The 11,798-nt window shown below is 65.0% G+C and carries 15 protein-coding genes; 9 read left to right on the top strand and 6 right to left on the bottom strand.

From position 1 onward, the window contains the following. The first annotated feature begins 53 nt into the window (after positions 1–53). Positions 54–1,094, top strand: a complete 1,041-nt coding sequence (locus tag QM615_RS19620; RefSeq protein ID WP_068046175.1) for an NAD(P)-dependent alcohol dehydrogenase — start codon at positions 54–56, stop codon at positions 1,092–1,094. A 79-nt stretch (positions 1,095–1,173) separates the two neighbouring features. On the opposite strand, the gene QM615_RS19625 is transcribed toward QM615_RS19620, so the two are convergent. Beyond that, positions 1,174–2,031: a PPK2 family polyphosphate kinase gene (locus tag QM615_RS19625; RefSeq protein WP_269595134.1), complete on the bottom strand. Its 858-nt coding sequence runs from the start codon at positions 2,029–2,031 to the stop codon at positions 1,174–1,176. Positions 2,032–2,064: 33 nt separating this feature from the next. On the opposite strand from QM615_RS19625, the gene QM615_RS19630 reads away from it, so the two are divergent. Beyond that, positions 2,065–2,526, top strand: coding sequence for a PPOX class F420-dependent oxidoreductase (locus tag QM615_RS19630; protein WP_068046196.1), 462 nt, complete (start codon positions 2,065–2,067; stop codon positions 2,524–2,526). Positions 2,527–2,593: 67 nt separating this feature from the next. On the opposite strand, the gene QM615_RS19635 is transcribed toward QM615_RS19630, so the two are convergent. Next, positions 2,594–3,583, bottom strand: coding sequence for an iron-siderophore ABC transporter substrate-binding protein (locus QM615_RS19635; protein ID WP_269595135.1), 990 nt, complete (start codon positions 3,581–3,583; stop codon positions 2,594–2,596). Positions 3,584–3,599: 16 nt separating this feature from the next. Next, positions 3,600–4,145, bottom strand: coding sequence for a type 1 glutamine amidotransferase domain-containing protein (locus QM615_RS19640; RefSeq protein WP_188078704.1), 546 nt, complete (start codon positions 4,143–4,145; stop codon positions 3,600–3,602). A gap of 62 nt (positions 4,146–4,207) precedes the next feature. On the opposite strand from QM615_RS19640, the gene QM615_RS19645 reads away from it, so the two are divergent. After that, the gene (locus tag QM615_RS19645) at positions 4,208–4,384 is read left to right on the top strand and encodes a hypothetical protein (RefSeq protein ID WP_188078705.1); all 177 of its coding nucleotides are present in this window, start codon (positions 4,208–4,210) and stop codon (positions 4,382–4,384) included. Here the strand turns inward: QM615_RS19645 and QM615_RS19650 are convergent. Beyond that, positions 4,381–5,121, bottom strand: coding sequence for a TetR/AcrR family transcriptional regulator (locus tag QM615_RS19650; RefSeq protein ID WP_068046163.1), 741 nt, complete (start codon positions 5,119–5,121; stop codon positions 4,381–4,383). The genes QM615_RS19645 and QM615_RS19650 overlap by 4 nt on opposite strands. Positions 5,122–5,194: 73 nt before the next feature. Here QM615_RS19650 and QM615_RS19655 point away from each other — a divergent pair, with 73 nt between their 5' ends. The 5 genes from QM615_RS19655 to QM615_RS19675 all read left to right on the top strand — a co-directional run bounded on the left by QM615_RS19655 (position 5,195) and on the right by QM615_RS19675 (position 9,261). Next, complete coding sequence (locus QM615_RS19655) at positions 5,195–6,469, top strand: DUF445 domain-containing protein (RefSeq protein ID WP_188078706.1); 1,275 nt, start codon at positions 5,195–5,197, stop codon at positions 6,467–6,469. 73 nt (positions 6,470–6,542) lie between these two features. Then, complete coding sequence (locus tag QM615_RS19660; protein ID WP_052047273.1) at positions 6,543–7,010, top strand: helix-turn-helix domain-containing protein; 468 nt, start codon at positions 6,543–6,545, stop codon at positions 7,008–7,010. Further along, entirely contained in the window at positions 7,003–7,791 is a 789-nt protein-coding gene (locus QM615_RS19665) for a heparin-binding hemagglutinin (RefSeq protein WP_283347794.1), read from the top strand. The genes QM615_RS19660 and QM615_RS19665 overlap by 8 nt, the downstream gene beginning before the upstream one ends. Before the next feature lie 67 nt (positions 7,792–7,858). Further along, a complete protein-coding gene (locus tag QM615_RS19670; protein WP_068046153.1) occupies positions 7,859–8,152 on the top strand; it encodes a DUF2516 family protein in 294 nt (97 codons plus the stop codon). A gap of 77 nt (positions 8,153–8,229) precedes the next feature. Continuing rightward, positions 8,230–9,261, top strand: a complete 1,032-nt coding sequence (locus tag QM615_RS19675; RefSeq protein WP_269595137.1) for an alpha/beta fold hydrolase — start codon at positions 8,230–8,232, stop codon at positions 9,259–9,261. 3 nt (positions 9,262–9,264) lie between these two features. On the opposite strand, the gene purU is transcribed toward QM615_RS19675, so the two are convergent. Next, the gene (gene purU / locus QM615_RS19680; protein ID WP_094641049.1) at positions 9,265–10,149 is read right to left on the bottom strand and encodes a formyltetrahydrofolate deformylase; all 885 of its coding nucleotides are present in this window, start codon (positions 10,147–10,149) and stop codon (positions 9,265–9,267) included. Positions 10,150–10,162: 13 nt separating this feature from the next. Continuing rightward, positions 10,163–11,005, bottom strand: coding sequence for a class I SAM-dependent methyltransferase (locus QM615_RS19685; protein ID WP_149406631.1), 843 nt, complete (start codon positions 11,003–11,005; stop codon positions 10,163–10,165). 59 nt (positions 11,006–11,064) lie between these two features. Here QM615_RS19685 and deoC point away from each other — a divergent pair, with 59 nt between their 5' ends. Next, complete coding sequence (deoC, locus tag QM615_RS19690; RefSeq protein WP_410482242.1) at positions 11,065–11,745, top strand: deoxyribose-phosphate aldolase; 681 nt, start codon at positions 11,065–11,067, stop codon at positions 11,743–11,745. Positions 11,746–11,798 lie beyond the last annotated feature (53 nt).

Genomic DNA, 11,798 nt, shown 5'->3' on the forward strand with positions numbered 1-11,798 from the left:
TCGAGGCGGTAGCTGCCTTGCGCTCGCACTGATGCGTAGGTAGCAATATAGATATGACTTCAGCTACCGCTTACCAGGCCACCGCTCCGGACGCCCCGCTCGAGAAGGCGACGATCGAGCGGCGCGCCGTCGGACCGAACGACATCCTCATCGACGTCAAGTTCGCCGGCATCTGCCACTCCGACATCCACACCGCCCGTAACGAGTGGGGCGGCACCACGTACCCCGTCGTTCCCGGGCACGAGATCGCAGGCATCGTGGCCGAGGTCGGCTCCGAGGTGACCACCCGCAAGGTGGGCGACCGCGTCGGCGTCGGCTGCTTCGTCGACTCCTGTGGCGAGTGCGAGGCGTGCAAGGACGGCGACGAGCAGTACTGCACCAAGGGCGTCGTACAGACCTACAACTCGGAGACCTACGAGGGCGAGTTCACCCACGGCGGCTACTCCACCCAGATCGTCGTGACGGAGAAGTTCGTCCTCGGCATCCCGGAAGGCGTCGAGCTCGACGTCGCCGCACCCCTGCTGTGTGCAGGCATCACGCTGTACTCACCGCTCAAGCACTGGGGAGCCGGCCCCGACAAGAAGGTCGCCATCATCGGTATGGGCGGCCTCGGACACATCGGCGTCAAGATCGCCCACGCCATGGGTGCGCACGTCACCGTCCTGAGCCAGACCGACGCCAAAGAGGCCGACGGCAAGGCCTACGGTGCCGACGAGTACTACGCAACCAAGGACACCACGGCGCTGAAGGATCTGCAGGGCAAGTTCGACCTGATCCTCAACACCGTCTCGGCGAACCTGCCGATGGGCAAGTACCTCGGACTGCTCGCCCGCAACGGCACCCTCGTCGAGCTCGGCGTTCCCGAGAAGCCGCTCGAGGTGCCCGCCTTCAACCTGCTGGCCAACCGTCGTTCGTTCGCCGGTTCCATGGTCGGCGGCATCGCCGAGACCCAGGAAATGCTGGACTTCTGCGCCGAGCACCACATCGGTGCCGAGATCGAGGTCATCCCGGCCGAGAAGATCAACGAGGCCTACGACCGCGTCATCAAGTCCGACGTGCGCTACCGCTTCGTGATCGACGCAGCCACGCTGTAACTGTCACCTTGGACGAGTGAATGGTCCGTTGACCTGCCCAGACGGGGGTCGATGGACCATTCACGCTTTCGAAGTGGGTTCAGCTCTCGGCCAGTCGCTTCTTCTCGTGCTCGACGTCGAAATCCGCAGGCGGCCAATCGAGATCGAGCTTCTCCAACGTGTCGATCAGGATCTCCGTGACGGCCAAGCGGCTGTACCACTTGCGGTCGGCGGGGACGACGTACCAGGGCGCATGGTCGAAATCCGTGCGATCGAGAACCCGCTGATACGCCGCCCGGTACTGCGCCAGGAATCCACGCTCGGTGACGTCGCCCGGGTTGTACTTCCAGTGCTTCTCGGGTCGGTCGAGTCGCTCCTGCAGTCGCTTCTTCTGCTCGTCCGCCGAGACGAACAAGGCCACCTTGACCACGACGGTGTCCTCGTCGACCAATTCCTTCTCGAAGGCGTTGATCTCGTCGAATCGCTTCTCCCACACCTGCCGCGGCACCAGATCGTGAACCGCGACGACGAGAACGTCCTCGTAGTGGGACCGATCGAACACCCCGATCCGGCCGGCCCGCGGAAGTGCCTTGCGGATGCGCCACAGGTAGTGGTGTTGCTTCTCTTCCTGAGTCGGCACCCCGAACGAGGCGAGGTCGACGCCCTGCGGATCGACCATCCCGATGACGTGTTTGACCATGCCGCCCTTGCCTGCGGTGTCCATGCCCTGCAGCACCAGCAGAACCGACTTGGTTCCGCCTGCGCGCCCGTGGGCATAGAGCTTTTCCTGCAGCGCTGCCAGCACTGCACCGCGCTGCTCGAGCACGTCGTTGCCGTGCGCTTTCGCGCCGTCGAAACCCGGAGTTGCCGTGAAGTCGATGTCCTCCACACGGGGAGAGGAACTGGCCCGCAGCACATCGACGGGAGAAAGAGTCCACAGTTTCGACTTGTCGGCCATAGGCGAGAAGACTACTTCTCTACCATGGGATTCATGGCCCCTACCATTGCAAAAGCAGAGACCGTGTCGCGTGAGCAACTGCTCGAATTCGTATCTCCGCGGCACCACCACACCCTGATCACCCGCAAGCGCGACGACGGTCTGCAGGTCTCCCCGGTCTCGGCCGGAGTGGACTCGGAAGGCCGCATCGTCATCGCCACCTATCCCGAGCGCGCGAAGGTGCACAACATCCGCCGTAATTCCGCCGTCACGGTGCTGGTGCACAGTGACGACTGGAACGGCGACTACGTCCAGGTCGACGGTACGGCCGAGATCATCGATCTTCCCGACGCCGTCGAGCCGCTGGTTGAGTACTTCCGCAGCATCGCCGGCGAGCACTCGGACTGGGACGAGTACCGCGCGGCGATGGTGAAGCAGGGAAAGTCGTTGATACGCATCGTGATCGACACCTGGGGACCGATCGCCGCGGGTGGATTCCCACCAGGGAGAGTGTGAAAAGCCCCCGGGCAGGGTGTAACAAGCCCGCCAGGGAGGGTGTGACGATCCCCGGCGGGCTTGTGATCTAGCCCTTCAACGGTGCCGCGAACAGTGGCACCGCGTTTTCCAGTGCGTATCGGGTGCCTGCGACCGAGGCGGCCGAGAAGGCGTTGGACAGGTTCGTGTCACCGAGGACCACGAGGCGTCCGTCCCGTGCCGACGGCAGGCCCTGGATCGACGGGTTGTCGGTGATCACCTCGGGTCCGGTGCCGATGGGAAACATGACGGTGAGGTCGGCGTCGAGAGCGGAGATGTTCTCCTCGGACAGTTCGATGCTGAACGCTCCGGGCTCGGCGCGGTCCTGGACGGCCGGTGTGTTGGTCAGGCCGAGCGATTCGAGGAAGTCGACGCGGGTGTCGCCGCGGACGTAGGCACCGACCTGTCCGCTGTAGAGCGTGCCGACGGCGACGGTCTTGTCGGCGAATTCGGGGTTGGCCGCGATGGTGTTTTCGAACAGTGCCTCGGTCTCGTCGACGAGCTGCTTGCCCTCGTCGACCTTGCCCAGTGCCTGCGCGACGATCTCGGTCTGTCCGTCCCAGGTGGTGCCGTAGGCGACGTCGGTTCCCGGAGGTGCCGCGACGGTCGGTGCGATGTCGGACAGGTCGTCGTAGACAGCCTTGTCGTTGGTGCTGCGCGTCCACAGAATCAGGTCCGGTTCCAGAGCCGCCACCGATTCCATGTTCACGTCGAAGGTGCCGACGATCGTGGGGTCGGTGTCGTAGGACTCGTCGACCCATGGACCGAGGCCGTTGCCGCCGACGCCGAGCCAGTCACTGGCTCCGACGGGTTGTACACCGAGGGCGAGCGCAGTTTCGGCATCGGACCAACCGAGTGCGACCACTCGCTGCGGGTTCGCAGGGACTTCGACGTCGCCGAACATGTCGGTCACGACGACACCGCCGGCCTCGGAGGAATCGGCGCTGTCGCCGTCGCCGGCGTCGGAGCTGCATGCGGAAAGGGTGAGAGCGAGGGCGAGGACTGCCGCAGGCAGAGCCAAGGAACGAGAAATGCGCATAGGGCACGCTAACCTATCAAGCGCTGAAATGCTCCACGATCTTCGCGCAGAAGGCGGGCAGGTCGTCCGGGTTCCGGCTCGAGATCAGATTGCCGTCGACGACCACTTCCTCGTCGACGACCGTGCCACCGGCGTTGCGAATGTCGGTTCGGATGCTCGGGTAGGACGTCAATGTCCGGCCCTTCAAAACGTCGGCTTCGACGAGTGTCCAGGCCCCGTGGCAAATGACGCCGACGGGCTTGCGGGCTTGTACGAACGAGCGGACGAACTCCACGGCGTCCGCATCGACGCGGAGTTGATCGGGATTGGTGGTTCCGCCGGGCAGGATCAATGCGTCGAAGTCGTCGGCCGAGACGTCGGCGACCACGCTGTCGACGGTGAAAGTGTCTGCGGCATTGACGTCACCCTCCATGGCTTGGATGTCGCCGTGGTCGAGCGAGACCAATGTGACTGAGGCCCCGGCCTTTTCGACTGCTTCGCGGGGCTGCACCAGCTCGACCTGCTCGACGCCGTCGGTGGCGAGAATCGCGATGCGGCGTCCGGTCAATGTTTCGGTAGTCATACCTTCTCGGATGTCCGACCGGGCCTGATCTCAAACTGACGAGCGATGGTACGAATGGAGACATGAGCGACTCACCCATCGAAACCCCGACCGAGGATCGCGTCGAACAGAATCTCCCGGTCGCAGACGAGCCGGACGAGCCGAACGTCGACGATCTGCCCATCGAGGCCGACGCCCGTGACGTGCTGGATCAACGAGCAGAAGTGCCCGTGGACGACGACGGGTACGACGAGCGCTAAGGCGTGTTCGGCTCCTCGTCGACCAACGGATGTGGCTGTGACTTGAATTTTGCGGGGGAGCCGTCGGCCATCGCGACCCCGTGGATTCCGCCCCACATCATCATGCAGAGGTAATCGATCAGATCGTCCGCGGACATCGACTTGTTGGAGATCCACCAGTGCGTGGCCAACTGGACCGCGCCGACGATGGCGAAGGCCCACGGCACCGAACCACCGGAATCCATTTCGCGTTGCCGTAGGCGTTCGCCCAGCACCGTGGACAGCAACTCGGCGATCATCCGCTCGGACTCGGCGACGACATCGCGGTTGTTGCCGGCGTTGTTCGCCATGACGTAGAGGTAGACCTCGGGATCGGTGGCCACTGTCTCGACGTAGGCGGTCACGACGATGCGGGTGAGCTCGTACTCGTCGAGTTCGTGTGCGATCGCCGAGTAGATGCGCGGGGCAAGCGTGGTCTCGACGTACCGAGACATGGTGGCGCTCGTCAGATCGTTCTTGTCGGTGAAGTAGCGGTAGAGCACCGTCTTGGAGATACCGATCTCCGACGCGATCTCGTCCATCCCGATCTCGCGGCCGCGCAACCGGATCGCGGCCAACGTGCCGTCGACGAGCTCTTCGCGGCGGGCGATCTTGTGCTCACGCCAACGACGTTTTCGGCCGTCCGGCTTCTCGACCTTCGGCTTGTCCTCGCTCGGCTCGGACTCGTCCAGCTTTGCCTCCGTCGTATTTCTCGCCACAACCCCACCCTATGCGCCTTGTCCGACACCATTGCAGGCTGCGTCCGGTTGGTCTGCCGAGATTCTGGGCACAATGTCGGTTGTGCAGCTCATGAACTTCGACGACGAGACCAAACGTCGCGACCTCCGCAAGATGAAAACAGTGGCGACGGGCTTTCTCGTCTTCGCATCGATCGTCTACCTCTTCTGCCGGTGGCAGGAGTCGACGGGTGCCGGTGCATGGGTCGGATACGTGCGCGCGGCGTCGGAGGCCGGAATGGTCGGCGCGCTCGCGGACTGGTTCGCGGTGACTGCGTTGTTCAAACACCCGCTGGGGATCCCGATTCCGCACACGGCTCTGATCAAGAAGAAGAAGGACCAGCTGGGCGCGAGCTTGAGCTCGTTCGTGGGCAGCAACTTCCTCGCCCCCGAGGTGGTGTCCGAGAAGGTCGCGTCGGCGCAGGTTCCGTTGCGGTTGGGTACCTGGCTCGCTCAGCCCGACAACGCCGAACGCGTCGCGGCCGAGGCGGCGACCGTGTTGCACGGCGTCGTCGACGTGCTCAACGACGAGGACATCACCGCGGTCATCGACAGCACCATCGTGCGGCGTCTCGCCGATCCTCAGTGGGGCCCGCCCATCGGCCGGATCCTCGACGAGTTGCTCCGCGAGAACCGTCAGCTGCCGTTGATCGACATGCTCGCCGAGCGCGCCCACCAATGGGCTCTCGGCAGCCAGGAGATGATCGATCGCGTCGTGGCGCGAGATTCCCCGAACTGGTCGCCGAAGTTCGTCGACACGCTGCTGGGGGAGAAGGTCTACAAGGAACTCGTCGAGTTCACCTGGAAGATCAGGTCCAACCCCGAGCACGACGTGCGTCTGGCCGCCAACAAATTCTTGGTCGACTACGCCAACGATCTGCAGCACGACCCGACGACCATCGAGAAGGCGGAGAAGCTCAAGGCGCAGATCATGGGCCGCGAGGAGATCACCGGGCTCGCGGCGGCGACCTGGAAGGTGGCCAAGCGGCTGATCACCGAGTCGGTCGACGATCCGACGAGCACGCTGCGCACCAAGATCAAGGAGAACACCGTCAACCTCGGCGTGCGGCTCCGCGACGACGAGGAACTGCGCGGAAAAGTGGACGGTTGGCTGCTCGGTGGGGCGAGCTACATCGCCGCGAACTACGCCGACGAGATCACCACGATCATCGGTGACACCGTCGCTCGGTGGGACGCTGAGGAAGCGAGCAAGAAGATCGAACTGCAGGTCGGACGCGATCTGCAGTTCATCCGGATAAACGGAACCGTCGTCGGATCCATCGCCGGACTGGCCATCTACACGATCTCGGATCTGATCTTCGGGCACTAGTGCTAGCAGAGTGCTTGCAATAGTTAGCACCCTTCGGTACCGTCCAGTAGGACACCGAAAACAGGAGGCCGAGATGGCCGATGACGAGGGGGATCTGGTCGCCAAGGCGACCGAGGCGACGCAGGTCGTCGCCGAGGCGGGGGATCTTGTCGCCGCAGTCGTGACGACTGCAGCTCAGGACATCGGAAGCTACATCCGGTCGCAACGGGAAGCCGCGCAGGTATCGATGCGGCAACTCGCCAGCCGAGCCGGAGTGAGCAACCCCTACCTGAGCCAGATCGAACGCGGACTGCGCAACCCGTCCGCAGAAGTGCTAGCGCAGATAGCCAAGGGTCTGCGCGTCTCCTCGGAGGTGCTGTACGTCCGGGCCGGGATCTTGGAAGCGCGTCCCCACGGTCCGGTGCGCGAAGCTCTGCTCGGCGATGAGCACATCACCGAACGGCAGAAGCAAGTGCTGATCGAGATCTACGACTCGTTCTGTCGTGAGAACGAGTCGACGCAGGAGCCCGAACCCGACGAACAGGAGACACCCGATGTCTGATTCCAAGAACTTCGAGAACGTCAAGACCCCCATCTTCGCCGCCGTCGGCGCGGGCGACGCAGTCGTCCAGGCAGTAGCGGACGTCGTCGCTCAGGTGCGTTCGCGCGCCGAGAGCCGCACCAGCGAGGTCAACGCCCGCATCGCCGACCTCTCCGAGGACGTCACCGAAGGCGTCGAGAGCCTGCGCGAGCGGCTCGCGAACCTGCCCGCAGAGCTTCCCGACGAGATCGCCGAACTGCGCGAGCGCTTCACCCCCGAAGAGCTCCGCAAGGTTGCCGAGGCGTACCTCAAGGTCGCCTCCGACCTCTACACCTCGCTCGCCGAGCGCGGCGAAGAGACCGTCGAGCGCATCCGCCGCACCCCGGCCGTCGAAGAGGGCCTCGAGCGCGCCAACACCGCAGCCAACGACGTCGTCGATCTCACCGAGCAGGCCCTCGGAACCGTCGCCTCGCAGACCCGCGCAGTCGGCGAGCGCGCCGCTGCTCTGGCCGGCATTGCGTCGGACAAGGTTCGTGAAGGCGCCGACGAGATCTCCGAGGCCGCCGACGAGCTCGCCGAGAACATCGACGAAGCAGGCGACGAGGCCAAGGACAAGGCCGTCGAAGCTTCCGACAAGGTGAGCGGCGTGGCAGGCAAGGTCGAGGCCAAGACCCGCAGCAGCGCGAACTCGCCGATCAAGAAGGCCCCGGCTCCGGCCAAGAAGACGGCTCCGGCACCGGCGGCCAAGAAGACCGCCCCGGCTCCGGCCAAGAAGGCTCCGGCGAAGAAGACCACTCGCTAAAGCATTCGTAAAGAAAACGACCCCTGCGCCGCGCGGCGCAGGGGTCGTTTCTCGTACACTGGCGCACGTGAGCATCGCCGGCAGCTTCAGCTACTACATCCTGACCTTTCTCCAGATCCTCGGAGTGGTGGGCGCAGGATTCGCGATCTTCCACGCACTGCGCCAGCGCCCCGACGCGTTTCCAGCAGTGGACAAGCTGACGAAGACCAAATGGCTGGCCATTCTGTTCATCGGTCTACTGCTCATTCTCGTCTCGGGTGTGATCGGCTTCCTGGGCATCATCGGCGTCGTCGCCGTGTGCGTGTACCTCGTCGACGTCCGTCCCAAGGTCGACAGCATCCAGCGCGGACCCCGCTGGTAGGTAAGTCGCATCGACGCCCACTTCGGTGTGGGCGTACCCTCTACCGCACCCGCTCGGGGGGACACAGGTAGAGGGGAATGTCAGTGGTTTCACGCAAGGTAATCGAACGCGCGCTGCTCGGAGTGGGCAGCGCGGCCGCGGCGGCCTCTGTCGGTGCATTCGTCGTCCGGCGGCGTCGCCTGCACTCGTTCACCAAGACGACCGACGTGCAGCCCGACGAGTTGCTCGCGCGCCCCACGTTCGAACCACACATCACCGAGGTGGTCACCGACGACGGTGCGCACCTGCACGTCCGTAGCTACGGGGACGCCGATGCCGAACCGATCGTCTTCAGCCACGGGTGGACCTGCTCGGCCGATTACTGGTACCCGCAGATCAATGCCCTTGCCGGCCGCTACCGCGTCGTCACCTACGACCAGCGCGGTCACGGTCGAAGCGACGTCGGGACGCGACCGCTGAGCCCCGACGTGCTGGCCGACGACCTCTCCGCGATCCTTTCCGCCACGGTGGCCGAGGACAACAAGGCCGTCATGGTGGGACACAGCATGGGCGGCATGTCCATCATGGCCTGGGCCGGCAACTATCCCGAACAGGTCGACCGACTCGTCAGCGCTGTGCTCCTCGCCAGCACCGCGACCGACTCCCTGATTCGCGAAACCACCGTCATCCCGCTGCCGCAACGCTTTCCACGGGTCCCTACCCCGGTAGGGCGCGCAGTACTCGGCTCGGCACTTCCGTTGCGGCCGTCACCGGTGGTGCGCCAAGCCATCAAGTACATCTCGATGGCACCCGGAGCGACACCCGCCGAGGTGGCGTTCTGCGAGAAGATCGTCCTCGAATGCGCCCCGCGCACCCGCGGTATCTGGGGTGCAGCGCTCACCGACCTCGACATCCGCGAGGCCCTGGCGAACATGTCCGTCCCCACCAGCGTGCTCGTCGGATCTGCCGACCGCTTGACCCCACCGGTGCACGCCCGCAAACTCGCCCGCGCCCTGGACGACCACGATCACCTGAGCAGACTGATCGTCATCCCCGGCATCGGACACATGAGCTCCGTCGAGGCAATCGACGAATTCAACACCGAAGTGGTTCGGCTCCGGAATCTCTAGCTTTCAGCTGAACACCACGGTCTTGCGGCCGTGCACCAGGACACGATCCTCCAGGTGCCACCGCAGACCGCGGGAAAGCACCAGCTTCTCGATGTCGCGACCCTGACGCACCATGTCGACCACCTCGTCGGAATGATCGACGCGGATGACGTCCTGCTCGATGATCGGACCCGCGTCGAGCTCGGCCGTCACGTAGTGGCACGTCGCACCGATCAGTTTCACGCCCCGCGCGAATGCCTGGTGGTACGGACGAGCGCCGACGAACGACGGCAGGAAGCTGTGATGGATGTTGATGGCCCGGCCAGCCCAGTGCGCGCACAGCGACTCGGGGAGAACCTGCATGAACCGTGCCAGCACCACCGCGTGCGGGTCGTAGGAATCGACCAGCGACCGCACCTCCTCGAAGGCAGGACCGCGCTCGGCCGGATCCTTCGCGAACTCGACGTGATGAAACGGTGTGCCGTGTGCGGCGGCGATCGGCTCGAGTGACTTGTGGTTGCCGATCACCGCGGAGATCTGAGCGGGCAGCTCGCCGCCCGCGGCGCGGCCGAGGAGGTCGTGCAAGCAGTGTGCTTCCTTGCTGACGAGCAGGACCACGCGCTTGGGCTCGCCCGAATCATGAAGTGTCCATTCGGTTTCCGGGCCGAGTTCGGCGGCCACCGCGGCGAAACGTGTGCGCAGCTCCTCGATGCTCATGTCCACTGAGGACGCGCGTACGGCCTGCCGGGTGAAGAACCACCCGGTGTCGGGATCGGCGTGATAGGCGGCCTCGACGATCCATCCACCGACCTCGGCGAGGAAGGTCGAGATGCGGGCGACGATGCCCGTCTTGTCGGGGCAACCGAGCGACAGAACGTAACGGCGATCCTCGGATACGGAAGAACTCATAGCGCCGATTGTCTCAGGGCGTCCGCACCCCGGTTGCCACCAGTGTCCCGAGATCGATCGAGTCGATTCCACGCTCGGTCAGCAGCGCGGAGAAGTCGGCACGGATCTGCGTCCGGGTCGCCTCGTCGAACGGTGTCAGCGCGCCCCGCATCGCGCTGCCCAGCACGAGATCCCACACGAACGACTCCGTCGCGGGAACGTGGTTGGACAGCTCCACGACCTCGACATCGGTGGTGCCTGCCGCGGTGAGCCATGCGGAGAGAAGCTCTGCCGTCTCCATCCGCCGGATCGGGTGCTTGTCGTAACCGTCCTGCGCGAGTGGCCCGTCGTGCTCGCTCGGCTGCGAATGCGCGCCGATCACCTCGAAGTACGTGCCCGCGAACGCCTCGATCGCACCCTTGCGCCACACCGTCACCCCGACGCGACCGCCCGGACGAACCAGAGACACCAGACGAGCGAAATCCCCCTCGGGATCGGGCAGAAAGAAGATGCCGTACGAACAGGCCAACGCGTCGTAGCCGGCGTCGGGAACCGTCGACGGCGGCTCCCACTCGGTGGCGTCGGCGAGGACGAAGTCGATGTTGCGCAGTGCACGGTCGGTGGCTTTCACCCGGCCCACCTCCAACAGGTCGTCGGCGAGATCGATGGCATGCACGAGACCGTCGGGGCCCACGGCCGCCGCCGCGGGAATCGCCGACGCCCCGGTGCCGGAACAGACGTCGAGAACCGCGTCCCCGGTGGCCAATTCGAGCGCGAAGGCGAGCGACTGCCCGGCCGGGCCCCACACCTGCGGCGTCAGGCCGTCGAACTCCCTGCTGGTGGCGTTGAAGGTGGCGGCGAGCGAGGCTGCGGTCATGACCGAAAATCGTAGACCGACAGGGTTACGAATGGCAGAGCTGTGAAAAGCTGGACCGCATGACACTCACCCGCGCCGCCCTCGCCGGAATGGTCGACCACACGCTGCTCAAGCCCGAAGCCACGCAGGCCGACGTGGCCGCCCTCATCGAGGAAGGCCGCGAACTCGGAGTGCTCGCGGTGTGCGTATCGCCCTCGATGCTGCCGATTCGCGCCGAAGGAATGCTCACCGCCGTCGTCGCGGGATTCCCGTCGGGCAAGCATCACTCGTTGATCAAGGGATCCGAGGCCAGGCTCGCGGTGCAGCAAGGTGCCGACGAGGTCGACATGGTGATCGACGTCGGTGCGGCCATCGCGGGGGACTACAACGCGGTGCTGGCCGACATCGTCACCGTCCGTGAAGGGATCGCCGGAAGCGCTGTCCTGAAGGTGATCATCGAATCGGCAGCACTGTCCGACGAGGCGATCGTCGAGGTGTGCCGCGCCGCCGAGAAAGCCGGTGCCGACTTCGTCAAGACGTCCACCGGATTCCATCCGGCCGGCGGCGCGAGCGTCGAGGCCGTGCGATTGATGGCAGAGACCGTCGGCGGACGACTGGGCGTCAAGGCCAGCGGCGGCATCCGCACCACGGACGCCGCCCTGGCCATGATCGACGCGGGCGCAACACGATTGGGACTGTCGGGAACACGCGCGGTACTGGACGGATTGGGCTGGAGCGACTGCGTCGCACGTGAGTGGTAACTCGTGACGGGTTCACGTGGTCGTCGCAACGAGCAGTCGTTTGTTGTACTCCT

It is taken from the genome of Rhodococcus sp. IEGM 1341 (genome assembly GCF_030056895.1).
Lineage (GTDB): Bacteria > Actinomycetota > Actinomycetes > Mycobacteriales > Mycobacteriaceae > Rhodococcoides.

Coding starts and splice junctions, on each gene's coding strand:
- QM615_RS19620 (WP_068046175.1), top strand. CDS start 54: ATGACTTCAGCTACCGCTTACCAGGCCACCGCTCCGGACGCCCCGCTC.
- QM615_RS19625 (WP_269595134.1), bottom strand. CDS start 2,031: ATGGCCGACAAGTCGAAACTGTGGACTCTTTCTCCCGTCGATGTGCTG.
- QM615_RS19630 (WP_068046196.1), top strand. CDS start 2,065: ATGGCCCCTACCATTGCAAAAGCAGAGACCGTGTCGCGTGAGCAACTG.
- QM615_RS19635 (WP_269595135.1), bottom strand. CDS start 3,583: ATGCGCATTTCTCGTTCCTTGGCTCTGCCTGCGGCAGTCCTCGCCCTC.
- QM615_RS19640 (WP_188078704.1), bottom strand. CDS start 4,145: ATGACTACCGAAACATTGACCGGACGCCGCATCGCGATTCTCGCCACC.
- QM615_RS19645 (WP_188078705.1), top strand. CDS start 4,208: ATGAGCGACTCACCCATCGAAACCCCGACCGAGGATCGCGTCGAACAG.
- QM615_RS19655 (WP_188078706.1), top strand. CDS start 5,195: ATGTCGGTTGTGCAGCTCATGAACTTCGACGACGAGACCAAACGTCGC.
- QM615_RS19660 (WP_052047273.1), top strand. CDS start 6,543: ATGGCCGATGACGAGGGGGATCTGGTCGCCAAGGCGACCGAGGCGACG.
- QM615_RS19665 (WP_283347794.1), top strand. CDS start 7,003: ATGTCTGATTCCAAGAACTTCGAGAACGTCAAGACCCCCATCTTCGCC.
- QM615_RS19675 (WP_269595137.1), top strand. CDS start 8,230: ATGTCAGTGGTTTCACGCAAGGTAATCGAACGCGCGCTGCTCGGAGTG.
- purU (WP_094641049.1), bottom strand. CDS start 10,149: ATGAGTTCTTCCGTATCCGAGGATCGCCGTTACGTTCTGTCGCTCGGT.
- QM615_RS19685 (WP_149406631.1), bottom strand. CDS start 11,005: ATGACCGCAGCCTCGCTCGCCGCCACCTTCAACGCCACCAGCAGGGAG.
- deoC (WP_410482242.1), top strand. CDS start 11,065: ATGACACTCACCCGCGCCGCCCTCGCCGGAATGGTCGACCACACGCTG.